The 20,119-nt window shown below is 70.6% G+C and carries 23 protein-coding genes; 20 read left to right on the top strand and 3 right to left on the bottom strand.

Annotated elements, in window-relative coordinates; all coding sequences use genetic code 11:
• Positions 1-107 precede the first annotated feature (107 nt).
• Entirely contained in the window at positions 108-1,832 is a 1,725-nt protein-coding gene (locus tag ACFY3I_RS11650; RefSeq protein ID WP_390860411.1) for a chitinase, read from the bottom strand.
• A 202-nt stretch (positions 1,833-2,034) separates the two neighbouring features.
• Between ACFY3I_RS11650 and ACFY3I_RS11645 the strand changes: the two genes are divergently transcribed.
• From ACFY3I_RS11645 to ACFY3I_RS11580, 14 genes are all read left to right on the top strand, one after another.
• Positions 2,035-2,967, top strand: a complete 933-nt coding sequence (locus ACFY3I_RS11645) for a hypothetical protein (protein WP_390860409.1) — start codon at positions 2,035-2,037, stop codon at positions 2,965-2,967.
• Between the two features lie 82 nt (positions 2,968-3,049).
• Positions 3,050-3,754 (top strand): Flp pilus assembly protein CpaB, encoded by a 705-nt coding sequence (cpaB, locus tag ACFY3I_RS11640; RefSeq protein WP_365284300.1) that lies wholly within the window; start codon positions 3,050-3,052, stop codon positions 3,752-3,754.
• A gap of 12 nt (positions 3,755-3,766) precedes the next feature.
• Positions 3,767-5,032, top strand: coding sequence for an AAA family ATPase (locus tag ACFY3I_RS11635; protein ID WP_365284302.1), 1,266 nt, complete (start codon positions 3,767-3,769; stop codon positions 5,030-5,032).
• Positions 5,033-5,292: 260 nt separating this feature from the next.
• The gene (locus tag ACFY3I_RS11630) at positions 5,293-5,622 is read left to right on the top strand and encodes a pilus assembly protein (RefSeq protein ID WP_390860408.1); all 330 of its coding nucleotides are present in this window, start codon (positions 5,293-5,295) and stop codon (positions 5,620-5,622) included.
• The gene (locus tag ACFY3I_RS11625) at positions 5,619-5,960 is read left to right on the top strand and encodes a TadE/TadG family type IV pilus assembly protein (protein WP_390860407.1); all 342 of its coding nucleotides are present in this window, start codon (positions 5,619-5,621) and stop codon (positions 5,958-5,960) included. The genes ACFY3I_RS11630 and ACFY3I_RS11625 overlap by 4 nt, the downstream gene beginning before the upstream one ends.
• 18 nt (positions 5,961-5,978) lie before the next feature.
• Positions 5,979-7,316 carry a CpaF family protein gene (locus ACFY3I_RS11620; protein WP_390860406.1) on the top strand — a complete coding sequence of 446 codons (1,338 nt, stop codon included), beginning with the start codon at positions 5,979-5,981 and terminating at the stop codon, positions 7,314-7,316.
• A gap of 3 nt (positions 7,317-7,319) precedes the next feature.
• On the top strand, positions 7,320-8,264 hold the full coding sequence (locus tag ACFY3I_RS11615) for a type II secretion system F family protein (protein ID WP_365293910.1): 945 nt from the start codon (positions 7,320-7,322) through the stop codon (positions 8,262-8,264).
• Positions 8,265-8,275: 11 nt separating this feature from the next.
• Entirely contained in the window at positions 8,276-9,163 is an 888-nt protein-coding gene (locus tag ACFY3I_RS11610; RefSeq protein WP_390860405.1) for a DUF5936 domain-containing protein, read from the top strand.
• Between the two features lie 180 nt (positions 9,164-9,343).
• On the top strand, positions 9,344-10,501 hold the full coding sequence (locus tag ACFY3I_RS11605) for a sensor histidine kinase (protein WP_390860512.1): 1,158 nt from the start codon (positions 9,344-9,346) through the stop codon (positions 10,499-10,501).
• Positions 10,502-10,542: 41 nt separating this feature from the next.
• Positions 10,543-11,295 carry a response regulator gene (locus ACFY3I_RS11600; RefSeq protein ID WP_390860404.1) on the top strand — a complete coding sequence of 251 codons (753 nt, stop codon included), beginning with the start codon at positions 10,543-10,545 and terminating at the stop codon, positions 11,293-11,295.
• A gap of 108 nt (positions 11,296-11,403) precedes the next feature.
• A complete protein-coding gene (locus ACFY3I_RS11595; RefSeq protein ID WP_362172351.1) occupies positions 11,404-11,592 on the top strand; it encodes a hypothetical protein in 189 nt (62 codons plus the stop codon).
• Positions 11,589-12,227, top strand: coding sequence for a pilus assembly protein TadG-related protein (locus ACFY3I_RS11590; RefSeq protein ID WP_390860511.1), 639 nt, complete (start codon positions 11,589-11,591; stop codon positions 12,225-12,227). Before ACFY3I_RS11595 ends, ACFY3I_RS11590 begins: the two co-directional genes overlap by 4 nt.
• A 35-nt stretch (positions 12,228-12,262) precedes the next feature.
• Positions 12,263-12,847, top strand: a complete 585-nt coding sequence (locus tag ACFY3I_RS11585; RefSeq protein ID WP_390860403.1) for a hypothetical protein — start codon at positions 12,263-12,265, stop codon at positions 12,845-12,847.
• A gap of 7 nt (positions 12,848-12,854) precedes the next feature.
• Positions 12,855-13,484: an OmpA family protein gene (locus ACFY3I_RS11580; RefSeq protein ID WP_390860402.1), complete on the top strand. Its 630-nt coding sequence runs from the start codon at positions 12,855-12,857 to the stop codon at positions 13,482-13,484.
• Between the two features lie 23 nt (positions 13,485-13,507).
• Here the strand turns inward: ACFY3I_RS11580 and ACFY3I_RS11575 are convergent, their stop codons facing one another.
• Positions 13,508-13,870 carry a DUF192 domain-containing protein gene (locus ACFY3I_RS11575; RefSeq protein WP_390860401.1) on the bottom strand — a complete coding sequence of 121 codons (363 nt, stop codon included), beginning with the start codon at positions 13,868-13,870 and terminating at the stop codon, positions 13,508-13,510.
• Positions 13,871-14,089: 219 nt separating this feature from the next.
• Between ACFY3I_RS11575 and ACFY3I_RS11570 the strand changes: the two genes are divergently transcribed.
• From ACFY3I_RS11570 to ACFY3I_RS11550, 5 genes are read left to right on the top strand one after another with little or no spacing between them, the layout of a single operon-like run.
• Positions 14,090-14,401 (top strand): hypothetical protein, encoded by a 312-nt coding sequence (locus ACFY3I_RS11570; RefSeq protein WP_390860400.1) that lies wholly within the window; start codon positions 14,090-14,092, stop codon positions 14,399-14,401.
• Positions 14,398-15,705, top strand: a complete 1,308-nt coding sequence (locus ACFY3I_RS11565; RefSeq protein WP_390860399.1) for a hypothetical protein — start codon at positions 14,398-14,400, stop codon at positions 15,703-15,705. The genes ACFY3I_RS11570 and ACFY3I_RS11565 overlap by 4 nt, the downstream gene beginning before the upstream one ends.
• On the top strand, positions 15,702-16,328 hold the full coding sequence (locus ACFY3I_RS11560; RefSeq protein WP_390860397.1) for a hypothetical protein: 627 nt from the start codon (positions 15,702-15,704) through the stop codon (positions 16,326-16,328). Before ACFY3I_RS11565 ends, ACFY3I_RS11560 begins: the two co-directional genes overlap by 4 nt.
• Before the next feature lies 1 nt (position 16,329).
• Positions 16,330-16,986 carry a hypothetical protein gene (locus ACFY3I_RS11555; RefSeq protein ID WP_390860396.1) on the top strand — a complete coding sequence of 219 codons (657 nt, stop codon included), beginning with the start codon at positions 16,330-16,332 and terminating at the stop codon, positions 16,984-16,986.
• A 58-nt stretch (positions 16,987-17,044) separates the two neighbouring features.
• Entirely contained in the window at positions 17,045-17,941 is an 897-nt protein-coding gene (locus tag ACFY3I_RS11550; RefSeq protein ID WP_390860395.1) for an LLM class flavin-dependent oxidoreductase, read from the top strand.
• Between the two features lie 88 nt (positions 17,942-18,029).
• Here ACFY3I_RS11550 and ACFY3I_RS11545 read toward each other — a convergent pair whose 3' ends face one another.
• A complete protein-coding gene (locus ACFY3I_RS11545) occupies positions 18,030-18,554 on the bottom strand; it encodes a DinB family protein (RefSeq protein WP_390860394.1) in 525 nt (174 codons plus the stop codon).
• A gap of 52 nt (positions 18,555-18,606) precedes the next feature.
• Between ACFY3I_RS11545 and ACFY3I_RS11540 the strand changes: the two genes are divergently transcribed.
• Positions 18,607-19,431, top strand: coding sequence for a methyltransferase domain-containing protein (locus ACFY3I_RS11540; protein WP_390860393.1), 825 nt, complete (start codon positions 18,607-18,609; stop codon positions 19,429-19,431).
• Positions 19,432-20,119: the final 688 nt, after the last annotated feature.

Raw genomic sequence — 20,119 nt, 5'->3', positions numbered from 1 at the left:
GAATGGACCGCCACGTCGGGCCGCCGGGTCGGGCCGCGGCGATGGGGGGCGTCGCGGCCCGTGTGCGGGCGGCACCGGTGCGACCGGTACCGCCCGCGGACCTCGGGTTACGGCAGGCCGTGCACGTGCGCGCCCACCGAGTTGGACCACGCGTTGCCGGACGAGGCGTCCCAGTTGGTCGACCAGGTCATGGCGCCGCGCAGGCCGGGGTAGGTCGTGGCCGGCTTGAAGGAACCGCAGTTGGTCGCCTTGGTCAGGCAGTCCAGGGCGTTGTTGACCACCGTCGGGGAGACGTGGCCGCCGCCCGCCGCGCTGGGCGACGCCGGCAGACCGAGGCCCACCTGGGACGGGGCCAGCCCGCCCTGGAGCTGGATGCAGGCCAGCGCGGTGAGGAAGTCCACCGAGCCCTGGCTGTACACCTTGCCGTCGCAGCCCAGCATGGAACCGCTGTTGTAGTACTGCATGTTGACGACCGTGAGGATGTCCTTGATGTTCAGGGCCGTCTGGAAGTACCCGTTGGACGTCGACTGCATGTCGATCGTCTGCGGGGCCATGGTGATGATCAGCGAGGAGCCCGCCTTCGACGACAGGGAGCGCAGCGCCTGGCTCATGTAGGTGGCGTTGATGCCGTTCTCCAGGTCGATGTCGACGCCGTCGAAGCCGTACGTCTGCATCAGCGAGTAGACGGAGTTGGCGAAGTTCGTCGCGGACGACGAGTCGCTCACCGAGATCGTGCCGTTCTGGCCGCCGATCGAGACGATGACCTTCTTGCCGGCCGCCTGCTTGGCCCTGATGTCGGCCTTGAACTGGTCGACCGTGTAGCCGCCGAGCCCGGCGGAGTCGAGGTTGAAGGCGACCGCGCCCGGTGTGCCGGTCGCGTCCGCGAAGGCGACGGCGATGATGTCGTAGGAGGAGGGCACGTCGGAGATCTTCTGGACGGTCGCGCCGTTGTTGAAGTTCTGCCAGTAGCCGGTGACCGCGTGCTTGGGCAGCGTGCCGCCGCCGTTGCCGCCGGTCGCGGTGGTCGTCCCCGTCACCGCCGTCGACTTCGCCGACTCACCGGCCGAGTTGGTCGCGGTGACCTGGAAGGAGTACGACGTCGAGGCGGCGAGGCCGGTGACGGTGGCCGAGGCGCCGCTGACCGCGCCGACCTTGGTGCCGCCCCGGTACACGTTGTAGCCGGTCGCGCCCGACACCGCGTTCCAGGCCAGGGACACGGAGGACGACGTCGTACCGGAGACCGCGAGGCCGGACGGGGTCGCGGGGACGGTCGGGTTCGGGTCGGAACCGCCGCCGCCGTCGGGGCCGAAGACCGAGACGTCGTCGGCGTAGTAGGCGGGCTGGCCGTACCAGCCGTGCGTCCAGACCGTCACCGAGGTGGTCGAGGAGCCGGTGGTGAAGGTCGTCGACAGCTGGGTCCAGGACGTGTTCGGGGTCCACGTCGACACGTCGGTGGTGCCGGTGCCGGTCACGCCGAGGTAGGTGTAGGAGCCCTGCACCCACGCGCTGAGCGTGTAGGTCGAGTTGGCCTTCACCGCCACCGTCTGGCTGCACTGGGCGTAGTCCTGCCCGGCCGGGGTCGCCTTCAGGGCGGCGGCACCGGAGTGGACGGGGGAGGAGACGGTCGTACCGCTGCCCGCCGAGCAGGTCCAGTTGGCGAGTGCCGACTCGAAGCCGGCGTTCTTCACGTTGTTGACGTCGGCGGCGGAGGCCGGGGCGGCGGTCAGGCCCGCCACGGCGAGTGCCGTGGCGAGCGCGGCCACGGCAGACCAGGTGCGGATGGCTCGCTGCCCGGCATGCCGGGACACGAGTCGGGGGATGAGTCTGGGCATGACAATCAAGGTGGTCCAGACCAATTCACGTGTCAATAGGTCCAGACCAGATTTCCGGGCGCCGCTGACCGGATCAGGCCCCGGACATATGCTCAACCTGTCCCGATTTGGCGCGAGTTGTATGGTCACGGATCCCAGACAGCTGGACAAACGCTGTTCTCCGGTCACAGAGGCGTGGTTACAGTGCTGAGGTAGTCACGCAATGAAGTCGTCCCGGCTCACTCGAGTAACACCGGTGGGCCGCCGGGGTGTGAAGAGCGGGGAGCTGCGCGTGCCAACTGCCATTGCCGTGACCAGCGCCGACATGGCGCTGCCGGTGCAGGACGAGCGGACCGTGCCCGCGGTCGTGCTCCGGGATCTGGACCAGCGGCCCCTCGACCACGTCCTCGCCGAATTCGTCGCGCTCATCGAGCAGCACGGGCATGTGATCGTCGTCTGCTCCGCGGCCGTACCCGAATCCGTCACCCGGCGCCTGCACACCCTGCGCGCCCTGCTGGAGAGCGACCGCATCGCCCTGTTCCGGCCGGACCTGCCGCCCCTCGGCATCGCCGTCCTGGCCCGGCAGTTGCGGCAACTGGCCTCCTGCGACCTCAGCCCCGGCGTCCTCGCCTCCGCGGGCCGGCTGCTCACCCACTACATCCACTCCGGCGCGGTCCTCGGCTCGGTCGCCAAGCTGGACCGGATCCCGGTCACCCTCAGGGCGCACGCCAAGTCCTGGATGCCCGGCACCCAGTTCGCGGTCGTCGCGCACCCCCAGCCGCAACTGGTCCGGGTCGGCCCGGACACCACCCTGGCCGGACCCGAGTTCAGCACCTGGATGCTGGTCGCCAAAGGACAGCTGCAGTCCGAGTGGATCGGGGGCCTCGCCAACTCCTGGGGCGCGTACGGACTGCGCGAGACCCCGCTGCCGGCCGAGTCGGCCCTCTGGTGGGGGACCGGCCGGGTGATCGAGTTCACCAGCTACCTCGCCGACCTGTCGGTCCTCTACCAACTCGTCACCTCGGTGCGGCGGACCAGCTGCCACTGGTGCGGCATCGACGTCATCGGCGACCGCTGCGTCTTCTGCTCCGCCACCCCGCCCGTGTACGACCTGCCGGCCCACCGCGCGCTGGAACAACGGACGACGCCCGCCTGACCCGCACCACCGCCGGCCGCCCGGCTCCCCGCTTCCCCCACCCTTCCCGCTTCCCCGCTTCCCCGATGAGGTCGCACGGTCCATGAACTCCCGTCAGCGCCGCGGCGTGATACTCCTGATCCTGTCGGTGATCTGCGCGCTCGGCGCGTTCGCCGGCGTGCTCTCGGTCGTCGACAACGCGAAGTCCGAGGTCGGCCCCAAGGTCACCGCGTACAAGGTCCGATCGGACGTCAAGCCGTACACGACGCTGAGCGCCGGCCAGTTCGAGAAGGTCGAGATGCCCGAGCGGTGGCTGTCCGCCAACGCCGTCACCAGCCTCGGTGCCATCCAGGGCAAGATCGCGGTCACCACGCTGAAGAAGGGCTCCCTGCTCCAGACCGACATGATCGTCGACCAGCCCGCGCTGAAGGCCGGCGAACAGGAGGTCGCGATCATGATCGACGCGGCCACCGGAGTGGCCGGCAAGATCACCCCGGGCTCCCTGGTCAACGTCTACGCCACCTTCGAGGGCAAACAGCAGAGCGCCCCCGACCAGTCGAAGATCATCGTCACCAACGCCCGGGTCCTGGACGTCGGCGCGCAGCTCAGCTACGTCGACCCGGACGACAGGAACCAGCAGCCCACCGACGCCGTCCCCATCACCTTCGCGCTGTCCACGCTCGACGCCCAGCGCCTCACCTACGCGGAGTCCTTCGCCCAGCGGGTCCGGCTCGCCCTGGTCGCGCCCGGCACGACCACCACCGTGCCGGACAAGGACCGCACCTACGAACTCGCGACGGACAAGTGAGAGGCGCCTCGCATGCCCATCAGGATCCTCCCCGCCGGCGGTGACGCGGACGCCGTCCGCTCCATGGTCTCCCTGCTCAGCCAGCTCCCGGACTGCGAACCGCTGCCCCCCGTCGTCGACTCCACCCAACTCGTGGACTCCCTGGCCCGGTTCGCCTCGGAGTCCGTCGACGAACTCCCCGAGGTCGTGGTCGTCCACGAACGCATCGGCCCCGTCCCCGCACTGGAGCTGATCCGCGAGGTCGCCCTGCGTTTCCCGGCGGTCGGCGTCGTCCTCGTCACCACCGACACCAGCCCCGGCCTGTTCGCCGCCGCGATGGACTCCGGCGCCCGCGGCCTGGTCGGGATCCCCATGAGCTACGAGGAACTGGCCGGCCGCGTCCAGGCGGTCGCCCAGTGGTCCACGGGCGTACGGCGCCACCTCGGCCACGGCGCCGACGCGTTCGCCGGCGTCGGCGGGACCGTCGTCACCGTCAGCGGAGCCAAGGGAGGGACGGGCGCGACCCTGGTGGCGATCCAGGTCGCCCTCGCCGCGCAGGCCTCCGGCCACCCCACCGCACTGGTCGACCTCGACCTCCAGACCGGGGACGTCGCCTCCTACCTGGACGTCCAGTTCCGCCGCTCGGTCGCCGACCTGGCCGCGGTGGGCGACATCTCCCCCCGGGTCATGGCCGAGGCCGTCTTCCGCCACGACTCCGGGCTCGCCCTGCTCCTCGCACCCGCCGAGGGCGAACGCGGCGAGGAGGTCACCGACCGGGCCGCCCGCCAGATCCTCAGCGCCCTGCGCTCCCGCTACGAGGTCGTGGTCGTCGACTGCGGGGCCCAGCTCGGCGGGGCCGGCGCGGCGGCCGTGGAGACCGCCGACCTGGCACTCCTGGTCACCACCCCCGACGTGGTCGCGGTACGCGCCGCCAAGCGCACGGTGCGGATGTGGGACCGGCTGCAGATCCGCAAGGCGGAGGAGACCACGGTGGTCGTCAACCGCTACACGCGCGGTACGGAGATCCAGCCCGCCCTGATCGCCCGCATCACCGGGACCGCCCTGGCCACGACCCCGATCCCCGCCAACTTCAAGGAACTGCAGGGCGCGGTGGACGCGGGACGGATGCACGAACTGGACGCGCGGAGCACGGTGAAGCAGGCGCTGTGGGCCCTCGCGGGCGAGCTGGGGCTGGTCCGCACGGGTGACGGGGCACCGCCCCCACGCCGGGCCGGGACGCGGGCCCGGGGCGGGGAGCGGGCGGCGGTCGGCTTCCGGCGACGGAAGGAACTGCCGTGAGGATCCCGCGGGCGGGGCGTGGGCGGCCGGGGGCGGTCGGCCGTGGGTCGGGTGCGGACCGGTGGGGGCTGGTCGCGCAGTTCCCCGCGCCCCTTCGGGGCGCTGCCCTGCGACACGTTTCGAGGAGGCGCCCGCCTGGGACGCGCCCACGGGGCGCGGGGAACTGCGCGAACGGCCACAGCGGCGCCGCACCCGAACGACGGCCGGCCGCCCGCGCACTCGCACCCGACCGCGGCCAGGTCACCATCGAACTCCTCGGCATGACCCCGGTCATCATCCTCACCCTCGTGCTGATGTGGCAGGCGGTCCTCGTCGGCTACGCCTTCACGCTCGCCGGGAACGCCGCCGACGAGGGCGTACGGGCGGGTACGGCGGTCTCGCCGGGGGACCGGTTCGCCGTTTGCCGGCGTGCCGCGCTGGAGGACCTCTCCGGCGCCTGGCAGCAGGGCGCCGAGGTGAGACAGTGCGGCGGCACCGGCATGGTGACCGCGGACGTCTACCTGCGCGTCCCGGTCCTCTTCCCCGGCACGATCGACTTCCCCGTCACGGTCCACGGCCACGCCGGCACCGTGGAGGAGGTGAAGAGGTGACGCACCGCGAACGACGCGACCGCGACCGCGGCCAGGTGGCCGTCGAGTACCTCGGGTTCATCCCGGTCCTGCTCATCGTGGGGCTGGCCGGCATCCAGCTCGGCGCCGTCGCCTACGCCGCCGAACAGGCCGGGACGGCGGCCCGCGCGGGCGCCCGGGCCGCCTCGCTGCGGCAGAGCGCCGACGCCGCCTGCGCGGCCGCGGTCAGCCTCGCCGTGACCTGCGCGACCGCCGACGGCGGCGACTCGGTGACCGTCACCGCCACCGTCCACATCCCCAAGATCGTCTGGGAGCTGGGCAACGCCACCAAGTCCGCCACGATGCCCGTCGACCACTGAACGAGGAGCACGGCAACCATGAGCCTGCGGGCACGGATCAACTCCCCCGAGGAGCACGGCAGCCGGGGCGAGGACGGCCATCTGGTCTCCTCCTACCGGGCCAAGCTCCTGGAGGAGATCGACCTCGCGGAGATGAGCACGCTGGCCGCCGCCGAGCGCCGGGCCCGCCTGGAACGCGTCCTCGGCCACATCATCAGCCGCGAGGGCCCGGTGCTGTCGACCGCCGAACGCTCCCAGCTGATCCGCCGGGTCGTCGACGAGGCCCTCGGTCTCGGCATCCTGGAGCCCCTCCTCGAGGACGCGTCGATCACCGAGATCATGGTCAACGGCGCCGACGCGATCTTCGTCGAGCGCGGCGGCCGGGTGGAGCAGCTGCCGCTGCGGTTCGCCTCCGCGGACCAGCTGATGCAGACCATCGAGCGGATCGTCTCCACCGTCAACCGCCGCGTGGACGAGTCCAATCCGATGGTGGACGCCCGCCTGCCCTCCGGCGAACGCGTCAACGTGATCATCCCGCCGCTCTCCCTGACCGGCCCGATCCTCACCATCCGCCGCTTCCCGCGCTCCTTCACCCTCCAGGAGCTGATCGGCTTCGGCTCGCTCGACGAGCCGATGGTCTACCTGCTGGCCGCGCTGGTGCAGGCGAAGTTCAACGTCATCGTCTCGGGGGCCACCGGCACCGGCAAGACCACCCTGCTCAACGCCCTGTCCGGGCTGATCCCGGCACACGAACGCATCATCACCATCGAGGACTCCGCCGAACTCCAGCTCCAGCAGTCGCACGTGGTCCGGCTGGAGTCCCGCCCGGCGAACGTCGAGGGCAAGGGCCAGATCACCATCCGCGACCTGGTCCGCAACTCGCTGCGGATGCGACCCGACCGGATCGTGGTCGGCGAGGTCCGCGGCGGCGAGTCCCTGGACATGCTCCAGGCCATGTCCACCGGTCACGACGGCTCGCTCGCCACCGTGCACGCCAACAGTGCCGAGGACGCCCTGACCCGGCTCCAGACCCTCGCCTCCATGTCGGACGTCGAAGTCCCCTTCGCCGCGCTGCACGACCAGATCAACAGCGCGGTCGAGATCCTCGTCCAGCTGACGCGGTTCGCGGACGGCGTCCGCCGGATCACCGAGATCGCCGTGCTGGACAGCCACGGCAGCGAGCCCTACCGGCTGGTGACGGTGGCCCGCTTCGACGCCCTGCCCATGACCCACGACGGCCACGTCCACGGCACCTTCCGGTACTTCCCGCTCCCGCGCCGCACCGCCGACCGCCTCTACATGGCGAGCCAGCCGATCCCCCAGGCCTTCGGCGTGGCCCAGCACTTCGACCAGCTCACCACCCGAGAAGCGAGGTAGGCCATGCCCCTCCACGACCTCGTCACCCTCACCACCGGCGTCACCCTGCTGACCTGCCTCCTGGCCGTGGTGGGCCTGCACACCTACGCCTCCGGCCGGGCCCAGCGCGCCGCCCTGGTGGACCGGCTCTCCTACACCGGCGAGGCTCCGCTCACCGGCCGCAGGCGCCGCTTCCGCAACCTCGACCGGCGGCTGCGCGGCACGGGCGTCGGCAGGCGGCTGGAACTCCGGCTCGCGGCGACGGGCCTGGACGTGACCCCGGGCGAGTTCTTCGTCTACATGATCGCCGCGGTGGTGGCCCTCTGGCTGATCGGCCAGGCCACCCTCGCCCCCTTCTTCGGGCCGATCGCCGGCCTCCTCGGGGTCCTCGCCGCGGTCCAGTTCCTCAACTGGCAGCGCCAGAAGCGCATCGAGCGGTTCATCGGCCAACTCCCCGAACTGGCCCGCATCCTGGCCAACGCCACCCACGCGGGCCTCGCCCTGCGCACCGCCATCGGCATGGCGGCGGAGGAGCTGGAGGCCCCGGCCGGTGAGGAACTCGGCAAGGTGGCCGACCAGCTGGCGATCGGCCACACCATGGAGGACGCGCTCGGTGAACTGGCCGAACGGCTCCCGTCCCGCGAACTGGTCGTCCTGGTCACCACGCTCGTCCTCTCCAACCGGGCCGGCGGCCAGGTCGTCTCCGCCCTGCGCAACCTGACCGAGACCCTGGAGGAACGCAAGGAGACCCGGCGCGAGATCCGCACCCAGCTCTCCCAGGTGACGATGACCTCGTACGCCGTCCCGGCGCTCGGCGTCGGCGCCCTGTTCCTGATGAACGGGGTCAAGGACGGCACGCTGGACCGCATGACGGGCACCGCCCTCGGGCAGGCCGCCGTCCTCGTCGCGTTCGGCCTCTACGTCGTCGGCTTCGTCCTCATCCGCCGCCTCAGCCGTATCGACGTATAGGGGCCATGACCATGCCACTGCTTCTGGCCCTCTTGATGACACTCGGCGTCTGGGGCGTCTTCGCGGGCGTCCGGATGTACCGCGCGGACGCGAAACTCCCCGCCGACCTGGCGGTCGCCCTGGAGGTCGGCGCGACCCGCACCGGCGCCGCCAACTCCCTCATCGACCGCATGGGCATGCGCTACGCCCCCGCCGTACTGCGCCTGATGGGCCCGCGCATGGTGGCCAGGTACCGCCGCAAGATCGACCTGGCGGGCAACCCCGGCGGCCTGACGATCGACCGGTACGCGGCCCGCCGCGCGGTCTACGGCGCCCTGGGCACCGTCGGCTTCCTGGTCTTCCTGCTCCGCGGCCAGTGGCTGGTGGCCCTCCTGCTCCTCCTCTTCGGCGCGTTCTGGACGGAGGTCGGCATCTGGTCGGCGATGCGCATCCGCAAGGACGTCATCGAACGCACCCTGCCCGACTTCCTGGACGTCCTCGCGGTGGTGGTCAGCGCCGGCCTCGGCTTCCGCCAGGCCCTGGACCGGGTCGCCTCCCACTACGAGGGCCCCTGGGCGGACGAACTGCGCATCACCCTGCGCCAGCTGGACCTGGGCATGAGCCGCCGCCAGGCGTTCGCGGAACTCCGCCGCCGCAACGACTCCGAACAGGTGGCGATGTTCGTCACGGCGCTCCAGCAGGGCGAGGAGCTGGGCGCGCCGATCGTCGACACCCTGGTCGCCCTGGCCAAGGACATGCGCCGCACGGACGCCCAGAACGCCCGCCGCAAGGCGGCCCGCGCGGTGCCGAGGGCCACGCTGATGATCACCACGTTCATGGTCCCGGCCACGATGCTCCTGCTGGCCGCCGGCCTGCTGCTGGGCTCCGGGGTCGACTTCGGATCGGTCACGGGGAAATAGCCGAGAGGGACGTCGCCGAGGGAGGGGGTGAAGCCGATGACGGCACGGAAGGACGACGAGAAGAACGAGAAGAACGAGAAGAGCGAGAAGAACGAGAAGAACGAGAAGAACGAGAGGTACGGGAACAAGGGTGACGGAGACAGGGGCGACGGGAAGGTCGAGATCCGAGCCCTGCAGGCGATGGGCCGCCAGGTCTTCGGATTCCGCCTGGCGATGATCGCCGTGGCGTCGCCCGCGGCCCTCCTCAACGCCACGCCAGGCCTGGGCACCCGCCTGGTCGGCTCGGCGGTGGTCGTCACCTTCATGACCTCGTACGTCCTCTTCCGCGACTGGCAGCGCTTCGGCCCGCTCCTGCTGCGCCACCCCTCGCTGCTCGCCGTCGACACCCTCTTCGGCTTCCTCCTCCTGGTCTCGGCGGGCCCCGACACGACCCTGGCGTACGTCAGCGTCTGCACCCCGCTCCTGGCCGGCCTCCTCTACAGCTGGCGCGGGGCCGCGGTCTTCGCCTCCCTCCAGGCGCTGATCCTGCTGGCCGTGTCGGAGACGCTGAAGCACCACACCGCGGTGGCGGACTCCCTCCTCCTGCCCGGCCTGTGCGTGATCACCGGCGCCATGGGCTCGGCCCTGCGCACCCTGATGCTCCGCTTCGGCGCCGCCGGCGAGGCCCTCACCGAAGCCCGCACCCGCCTCGCGGCGGCGGAGGCGGTGAGCGCCGAACGCGCCCGGCTGGCCCGCGAGATGCACGATTCGGTGACCAAGACCCTGCACGGTGTGGCGCTGATCGCCGACGGCCTCGCGGACTCGACGGCCGCGTCCCCGGACCGCCTCGATCCGGCCCTGATCAGACGGCAGGCGGAACTGGTGGCGACCGCGGCCCGCAGGGCGGTGGAGGAGTCCCGGGGGCTGCTGACGGACCTGCGGGCCGAACAGGACTCGGGGGCGACGGACGTCGGCGCCGAACTGGAGTCGCTGGCCACGGACTTCACCACCCGTACGTCCCTTCCGGCGACCTACGACGGTCCGGCCACCCGTTTCCCGCTGACGTCCGCCGTGAGCCGTCCGCTGCTGAGCATCACGGCGGAGGCACTGGAGAACGCGTACCGCCACGCACGGGCGACGCGGGTCGACGTACGGGCCGAGGCCACGCCCACCCATCTGGTGGTGACCATCCGGGACGACGGCCGGGGCCTGCCGAGGGGCACGACCCTGGAAGACCTGAGCCGCGACGGCCACTTCGGACTGCTCGGCATGACGGAACGCGCCGCGTCGATGGGCGCGCGGCTGCTGCTGACCTCCGACGAGGGCACCGAGGTCCGTGTGGAGGTGCCGCTGACGTGACGCGGAAGGCACGTACGACGGAGACGAGAGGAGGTCCCCGGATGCCCCACCACCCCTTCACGGAACCCGAAGAACCCCCACCGCCCCCGCCCCTGCGCGTCCTGGTGGCCGACGACAACCCGGTGATCCGCGCGGGCCTGACGGCGGTGCTGTCCGCGCCGGACGACCTCACGGTGGTGGCGGAGGCCGACGACGGCCGCGCGGCCTACGAGGCGGCTCTGCGGGTCCGCCCCGACGTCATCCTCCTGGACGTCCGCATGCCCGGGGTCGACGGCATGTCCGCGCTGCCGCACCTGGTACGGCAGGCCCCCGTCATGATGCTGACGTACAGCGACGAGACGGCGATCGTGCAGGAGGCGGTACGGCTGGGCGCGGGCGGCTACCTGGTCCACGGCGAGTTCACGACAGCACAGCTGACGCAGGCGGTACGGGACGTGGCCGCCGGCCGGCCGCACTTCACGCCCACGGCCACGAACGCGTTGCTGGCTCACATCAGAGGGCCTGCAACTGCACACGCAAAGTCCGAAACTCCCACCCTCCCAACACATTTTCCATCCAAAGGCCTTTCGCAACTGCAATCCACTGTGGGACAGTCGTCGAAGTCCCGGTTTCAACTGAGCGACAGAGAGGCGGAGATCATGGACCTCATCGCGTCCGGCATGGACAACCGGCAGATCGCCGCCGTCTGTTTCATCAGCGAGAAGACGGTGAAGAACCACATCAACCGCATCTTCGCCAAGCTCCACACCACCACCCGCGCGCGGGCGACGGCCAAGTGGCTGGGGGTGGCATGAGGATGAACAGGGTGAACTGGGTCCGGATTTGGGTCCTGGGACCCTCGGCGGACGAGTATGTTCCGCCGTACGGTGCGAGGATCGGAACCGAACCCGGAGGGGAGCACCATGAGCGACCGGATGCTGAGGATGCTTGTCGCGCTGCAGCGCCGCGCCGACGACCGGGGGCAGACCGCGGTCGAGTACCTGGGGATCATCGCGGTGGTGGTGGCGATCGTGCTGGCGATCACGGGCACGAGCATCGGCCAGACGATCTACGACGCGATCACTTCGAAGATCGCCGAGGTCACCGGCTGACGGTCGCACGCGGTTCTCGAGACTCAGGGCAGGCCTTCCCCGTCTACATCACGGTGGTGGCGGGTCTGCTCTTCCTCGCGCTCGCCTACTTTGCGGTCGGGCAGGCCGCGGTGAACCGCAACGGCGCCCAGACGGCGGCCGACTCGGCGGCTCTCGCGGCAGCCCTCGACACCCGTAAGCAACTGGCGGACCAGTGGCTGCTGGACGTACTCGAACCGGCCAAGTGGCAGGACGTCTTCCAGGGCAATGCCCCGGTCAACGACCCGTGCTGGCGCGCCGACCAACTCCTGGCACAGAACAACGCCACCCGTCTGCAGTGCCACCCGGATGGTCCGCTGCGCTACGAGATCGTAGCCAAGACCAACAAGTCGGTGGGCGACTCAGTCGTACCAGGCACGGAGAACGTCAAGTCGCGGGCGCAAGCCACCGCCGTGATCGAATCGCTCTGCACGTTCCCCGCCCCGGACCCTTCTCCAGCCCCTTCCCCGGACCCCACCGTAAGCCCGTCCCCGGGTGACGACCCGCAGCTGCCCGAACTCACCTGCCGGGGCCGTGGAGTCTGGGACCTGGATCCGAACCACCTCACGGACCTCCCCAAACCCGAAGACCTCTTCGATGTCCATCTGGCCGAATGACAAGCGAATCGACGAGTGAAGAAGGAAGCGGAGCGATGAGCGTTCGGTTCACCACGAAGGCCCGTAGGGGGACGGTTGCTCTGATCGCCGCGGCCGGCCTGGCCCTGGGCGCGGCCGCCTGCGGGGGCGGAGGCGGGGGAGGCGGCGACGCGAAGGCGCCGCAGGCTTCGGCGTCCAGGAGCGGCCGGCCCGCCCCAAGCACCCAGGAGGGTCAGTCGTCCACTCCCATCGCGGAGTTGCAGGGTTCGAACGGTCTCCTTCTCCAGGTCAGCTCCGCGCAACGCGACTCCGGTGGATTCGTCACGGTGAACGGCATCCTCAAGAACGACGGTGCCCAGACGGTCGTCATTCCCTCGGGCCTCAGCGGTAACGAGACGGAGATCATCCGAAACGGCCGCTCACTCGGCGGCGCCACGCTCGTCGATTCCAAAGGGAAGAAGCGGTACTACGTGCTGCGCGACACAGACGGCCGCCCCCTGACGACAACCGGCTTCTCGACACTCAAGGCTGGACAGACACTCGCGGTCTTCATGCAGTTCCCCGCCCCACCCGCCGACACCACCGAGGTCACCCTCCAGCTTCCGACCTTCTCCAGCGGCACGATCCAGATCTCCGGGTGAGGCGGCCGTGACCACACCACGTCTTCCGCTGGCCCTGGGCGCCGCCACGCTCCTCCTGGTCGCGAATCTCTGCGGCGCGACGGCCGCCCGCGCCGACGGCGGTGACCCGAACGTCCCCCCGGGCACCGAGCCCTCCGCCGACGCGCCCGTGAAGATCGACCCGACGGACCCCGACCTGAAGCTCCCCGAGGGTGCCACCCTCGCCGATCCCAAGGTCCTGGACATCAAGTCGGTCGTGGAGGACCAGAGCGGTGACGAGCGCCGCGAGGACACCAACGCCGACGTGACGTTCGCCCTCCAGGCCGAGGTGCTGTTCGGCAAGGACAGCTCCAAGCTGAGCGCGGCGGCGAAGGCACGGATCGACACGATCGCGGAGGAGATCAGGAAGCAGAACGCCACCCAGGTGCGCGTCTTCGGCTTCACGGACAACCTGGGCTCCTCGGCCCACGGAGACGTTCTCTCCCGGCAGCGCGCCAACGCCGTACAGAGCGTCCTCGACCAGGACCTCAACGACCCGAACATCACCTTCGACGTCCGCGGCTACGGCGAGCAGTACCCGATCTCCGACAACTCCACGGAGGAGGGCCGCAAGAAGAACCGCCGCGTGGAGGTGACGTTCCCGAGGACGGGAAGCTGACGACGGGTGAGCTGCACCCCGGGTCACCCCACTTCGACGGCCACCCGCGCCCCCACCTCGACACCCCATCCCGCCATGGCCCCCGCCTCGGCCTCCAGCACGTGCCGGGAACGGAGCCGGGGCAGGCCCAGCAGCCCCGGGCGCATGGTGCGGACGGCGATGACGGTCAGGCGGCGGTCCAGGTAGGCGACGTCGATCGGCATCCGCATCCGGAAGGTGTGGATGCCGTTGGCGGGGGAGAGCAGGATCGCCCCGTCGAGCGCCTCCCGCCCCAACAGGCCCCTGGTACGGGCACGGTAGGACGTGGCGATCTCCAGCGGGACGACGACCGGTTCCCCGCCGCCGTGGATGACCAGCTTTCCTCGCCCGTCCCGCCAGCGCCTCATCGTCCGCCTCTTCCGTGTCTCGCAGGGGTCCACCGGAGCGACCGTAGCCGCAACACGGACGGGTGATGCCCGCGGCGGCGGACAGGTGCCCGCCAGGGCGCGGTATCCAGCCCCGGAACGGGCCTGCCGGCCGTTCTGCCGCCGCCGGTCCGGCGGGCGGCCGCCCGGTTCCGCTCCTGTTCCACGGATACGTTGGCGAGGACCAGGAGAGGCGTTCCCATGGCTGAGCGGTTGAAGGTCGACGGTACGGAACTCGACCGGTTCTTCAAGGACCTGAGGAGAGCGCAGGAGTCGTTCACGGCCCTTCAGAGGGTTCTGCACGACCCGGGCGTCAACGGTCTCGGCACGGACGGCCTCGACGAGGCCTGCGACCGGTTCCAGGAGGACTGGCACTACGGGGCCAAGGAGATCGCCGAGCAGATCGGGGAGCTCACGGACATCACGAAGAAGGCCAAGGACGACTTCCACGAGGTGGACGTGGCCCTGGCGAAGGCGTTGGAGAAGGCGCGGCGGAAGAACGGGAAGACGTGACGGGCACGAATCCCTACGCACACCTCGGGTTCGACCCCGCTCCCGGCAGTACGGACCTGGTGCTCGACCTCCACCGCAGACTGTCCAACTGCGCGAAGGAGATGGAGAAGGCACACTCCAAGGTCACCGGTCTGATGAACGGCAGCTACTGGGAGGGCGACGCGGCGGTCGCGTTCCGCGAGCAGTTGAAGAACGGCCCGCTGCCGCTCAACCTCGAGAACGGCGCCCACTCCGTCCACGAGGCCGCGAGGCAGCTGGGCCTGTGGGCCGGGGAACTCGGCGAGTTCCAGCGGCGGGCCAGGAAGCTGGACGCGGAGGCCGGGGACGCGCACGCGGCACTGCGGTGCGCCCAGGGCCACGTGGACCGGGTGAAGAAGGCCTCGGACCGGAAGCGGGGTGACACCGACCCGGCCCTGGACGCGGCGAACGGCAGGGTCACGGCGGCGCGGGACGACCTGGACGACGTACTGAAACGGGCCCGCTGCCTCGCGGCCGAACACGAGGACACCGCCCGCAGGCGGGCACGGCGCATCGGCGACGCCGCGCACCGGCTGGCGCCGCACGAACCGGACGCCTGGGACAGGTTCACGGACTGGCTGGGCGACAACCTCCCGGACATTCTCAGCGCCTGCGCGGCCGTGCTGGGCGTGATCGCCCTGCTGGGCCTGACGGCCGTCGCCCCGTGGATGCTGTTCCTGGCGGCCGGACTCCTCAGCGGAACGGCCTTCGGCCTGCGCGTCGGCGACCCCGAACTCCTGGCGTCCTTGAAGGACGGCTTCTCCAAGGGCGAACTGGACGTCGACTTCTGGGCAGACCTGCTCGGGACCGCCGGCGACTTTCTCGGCATACTGCCGGGACTCGGGGCGGTGGCCAAGGGAGCCATGAAGGCTCCTGAACTGCTGTCGGCGACGGCCTCGGTGGCCGGTGAGGCAGACGAGGCCCTGACTCTCGGGCAGAAGATCGCCAGAGCCGGTGTCAGGGCGGGGACCTCGATCAGGACGGTGGGCGCTTCGATCAGAACCGAGGCCGCCGCGGCCGAGGGCGCCGTGAACGTGCTCTCTCATCCGCGGGTGTTCGGCGGACGGCTGGCACCCGTTGTCGAGAAGATCGACAGGCCGGCGACGATTCTGGGAGCCGGCACAGCTGTCTACGGTGTGACCAGCAGCTTCGTCGACACTCTGGACAACGATGCGGCCAAGACCGTCACGAGCCTTCTCGACGGACCCAGAACACTCGGCGTGGATGCTCCCGCGACCATGGGCGCTCTCCACTTCCTGCTGCGCGGTGCGGGTGAGGCGACATGAGCGGTGTCGCCTACGTGATCGACGCTTCCACCCGGAGCAAGGACGCCGATGTCTGGTTCGCGCTGCCTCCCGGATTTGTCGCGCTTCCCGTCGAGGGGCTGACGGCTGACGGTGGCCATCCGGCGCAAGAGACAGATTCATCGACGGTTTCCGACCCGGCTCTCCGACTGGCACATCTGCTTCTCGCGGCCGGAGCGGTGCACGTCAGCCTCGGTCTGCACGGCGACGACGAGGACGGCGGCGGACCGCTGCTGTCCCTCTTCACGCTGGCCTGGCGCGACACCGAGTGGAGCCCACGCAGCGTCCTCGCGGCCCGTGCCGTCTGCGGACTGGAGAACGCGGACCACATCGAGACTCTGGAACTGCCCAGCGGTCCCGCTTCACTCGCCCAGACGCGTATTGCCGCGCCACCTGAGCTGGGGCTGACCGTCGGGCGCCAACTACTGCAGATCACAGCTTACGTTCCATGCCCGGACGGCCGACGGATCGCAATCCTGTCACTGGCAACGACACACGTGGAGAGGGCGATCCACTATCGGGCCCTGCTCAGGGACATCGCCGGTACGGTCAGTTTCGAAAATCCGCTTCCTGATGTACCCGATGACGTATTCGGCAAGGAATGAGATGCCCCCCACGCACCTCCCCACGGCCTGGGACGACCCCGAGACCCGTCGTGCCTGGGCGAAGCTGATCACCTGCGCGTTCTTGGGGCAGATCTTGTGGCCGGCCGTTTGGCTGGGATTGCTGCTCTGGTACGTGACCATGTCGATCACCTGGACCTTGTGGCTCTTCTTCGTCCCCCTTCTCTATTCGTTCTACCGGGCGTTCCTCCAACCGGCCTACATCTCGTGGGCCTTCCACACGCGACGGCTGCTTCGCGCCTACCCGTGGCAGGAGTTCGAAAAGCCGGAGAGCGGCATCGGGAGGATTCCCGGAGCCACTGCCGGGGACGTCTGGTTGAGACTTCCCAACCCCGAGCGACCCGGTGAAATACTGGCGTTGATCCTCAAGGTGCACACCCGGTCGATGTGGTGGAGGCGCCGTCTCGGGCGTAGCTACTCGACCGCGAAGACCGCACAGGCCGAGAAGGTGTGGTTCGCCGGGGACCCCCGATTCGCCGCGGTGATCGCAGCCCCCGGACCTCGTCGCCTGTATGTGCTTCATCAGTGCCCGAAGGACAAGCGCGGATTCGCCGATCCCGGCGAGGCAAGTCCCGCCGCCCTCGAACGCGCCCGTCGCGCGGGGGTTCGTCTGCCGGAGCCACAGTCCGCGATGCCGTGAGCGGTGACTTCGGCCCAGGCGGTTGTGGCAGGCCCTGCACTCCGGTTAGGAAGATCCCATGACCACACTAGGCGCCGTATTCCGCCCCCAGTTGCCCCCCGAGCGGCTTCGTGACGTGGTTCGGCTCGCGGATCAGGTCGGGGTGGAGGAGCTGTGGCTCTGGGAGGACTGTTTCCGGGAGGGCGGGATCTCCACCGCCGCCGCTGCCCTCGCCTGGTCGGAGCGGGTGCGGATCGGCGTCGGGCTGTTGCCGGTGCCGTTGCGCAACGTCGCCGTCACCGCGATGGAGGCCGCCGCGCTGCACCGGATGTTCCCCGGGCGCGCGATCCTCGGCGTCGGCCACGGCGTGCAGGACTGGATGGGCCAGGTCGGCGCCCGCGCCGAGTCCCCGCTCACCCTGCTCCGCGAGCATCTCGACGCCCTGCGCGCACTGTTGCGCGGTGAGCGGCTCACCGTGGAGGGGCGCTACGTCCGGCTCGACGACGTCGCGCTCGACTGGCCGCCCACCGCCCCCGGCCCCGGCCGCCGCCCCGTCCCGGTCCTCGCCGGAGCCGAGGGCCCCCGCACGCTCCGCCTCACCGGCGAGGCCGCCGACGGGACGATCCTCACCGCCGCGACCCCACCCGACGGCGTCCGCCGGGCCCGGCGGCTCGTGGAGGAGGGCCGGGCGGCCGCCGGGCGCGGCGCGGACGAGCCGCACGAGATCGTGGTCTACCTCCTCACGGCCACCGGGCCCGACGCGGCCGCCCGGCTCCGCGCCGAACTCACCGCGGAGGGCTTGGAGTCCGTCCCCGGCCTCGGCGTGGCCGGGGACGCGGGCGCCGTCGCCGAAGCGGTGCGGCGGCTCACCGAGGCGGGCGCGGACACCGTGATCCTCCAGCCGACCGGGGACGACCCGGATCCCGAGGCCTTCGTACGGTTCACCGCCGAGGAGGTCCGGCCCCTCCTGCCATGAGCCGGCAGCCCCCTCCAGGCCTACGCCCCCAGACGCCTCCAGCCCCGGGGGCCGGCAGCCCCCTCCCGCAATACACCCGCCGGCCCGCTCAGTCGGTGTTCGTGGGCGGTGTGGGCCGGGGGTGGTCGCCCGTCGCCCCGTCGACCAGTTCCCGCAGGATGTCGACGTGCCCGGCGTGCCGGGCGGTCTCCTCGATCATGTGGACCAGTACCCAGCGCAGGGAGACCGGGTGGTCCCGCCAGTCCGGCCGGCCCAGCGTGTCCAGGGGGCGGCCGGTGATCACCGCGTCGGCCGCCGCGCGCGCACGGCCGTAGAAGTCGAGGATCTGCCGGGTCGTCTCGCCGGGGCCGACCGACAGGTCGTCGTCCGTGTACGGGTCGAACCAGAGCGGCTCCACCTCTTCGCCGAAGCTCGCCACGAACCAGCCGTACTCCACCGACGCCAGATGCTTGACCAGGCCCAGCAGGTTCGTCCCGGACGGAGTCATCGGGCGGCGCAGCTGTTCGTCGTCGAGGCCCTCCAGTTTCCACAGCACCACGTCCCGGTGCCGGTCCAGGCTCGCGTGCAGGATGTCCTTCTCACCGGCGGTGTACGTGTTCTCGGTCGTCGTCATGGTGGGCGAAATTAGCAGCGGGCACCGACAGCCGGCTGAGACCATGCGGACCATGCCCGATCAGACGCACCACACTTTCGAGGACCTCGTGGCCGAGGGCGCCGCCGTGCCCACCGAGGGCTGGGACTTCTCCTGGTTCGAGGGCCGGGCCACCGAGGAGCGTCCCTCCTGGGGCTATGCCCGGGCGGCCGGCGAGCGGCTGGCCCGTGCCGCCGCGGCCCTGGACATCCAGACCGGCGGCGGCGAGGTCCTCGACTTCGCCCTCGACACGGCCGCGGAGAACGCCTCCTGGCCGGGCGCTCCCGCTTCCCGGCCCCGTCTGCTCGCGGCCACCGAGGGCTGGCCGCCGAACGTCGGCAAGGCCGGCGCGCTGCTCGGGGCGCGCGGTGTCGTGGTCGTCGCCTCGCCGGAGGACGCCCCGCTGCCGTTCGCCGACGAGACCTTCGACCTGGTGCTCAGCCGCCATCCGGTGCGGGCCCACTGGCCGGAGATCGCGCGTGTGCTGCGCCCCGGCGGCACCTACTTCGCCCAGCACGTCGGCCCCGCGAGCGTCTTCGAGCTGGTGGAGTACTTCCTCGGGCCTCGGCCGGCGGCGGTGCGCGGCGGACGGCACCCCGACCGGGAGCGTGCCGAGGCGGAGGCGGCCGGGCTCGACGTCGTGGATCTGCGGGCCGAACGGCTGCGGATGGAGTTCCACGACATCGCCGCCGTCGTGCACTTCCTGCGGAAGGTCGTCTGGATGGTCCCCGGATTCACGGTCGAGGGGCACGAGTCCCGGCTCCGTTCCCTGCACCGGCGGATCGAGGAGGAAGGGCCGTTCGTGGCGCACAGCACCAGGCACCTCTTCGACGTCCGCAAGCCGGAGCGCCGGGCCTGATCCACCCGCCTTGCAATGCCAGGTGCCGAAGAATGGCCGGGAACGGTCGTTCGAGCCCGCGAACGTCCACCCTGTGCTGGGGGAGGACGCGGGATCGGGGCGCGGCATGTCAGGACAGCGCAGGTGTCATCGGGTTAATTCGCCCATACAACTTTCGGTTGACGCATATGCGAATATTTGGGCTCCGCGTTCACTTTCCGTCCGTGCACAGTTTTCACATCGTTACCGCAGAGGTCCTGTATCCACACATCGACTCACGTAAGTTCGGACCAAGGTAATTCGCGTGAGCAAAGCTGCGCGGGCGGCACCGCGCAGAGGAGGGGGCTGCGCGGTGCCGTGATGCCCCCGCGGCTCGCGTCAAGGCGTCGTTCGCAGCCCGGGTAGCCCGTCGGAGGGACGTCGGAACAACCCGCCGAGGCTTCCCCAAGATGACTCAAACCCTCTTGATCTCCCCGAATGCCGCCAGTTTTCCTGGGAATCCGCTGTGAATCGGCCACCCGAGGCCCTCGGATCCAGCGTTTCCAGCCCCTCCGGGCGTCGCCGGGCGACTGCGGAGAGTAGTTGTGGCACGCCGATGCACGCAGCATCACTTACAAAGGGTTATGGTGGAAGCCCCCCCTCGGGCCGGTCCGTCTCCCCCCCCACGGACCGGCCCGTTTTTTCTTCCCACGCACCGAGTCGCCCCCGC

This window comes from Streptomyces sp. NPDC001068, assembly GCF_042897315.1.
Lineage (GTDB): Bacteria > Actinomycetota > Actinomycetes > Streptomycetales > Streptomycetaceae > Streptomyces.
The sequence above is the reverse complement of the archived record's forward strand: the minus strand, read 5'-3'. Positions and strand labels throughout refer to the sequence as shown.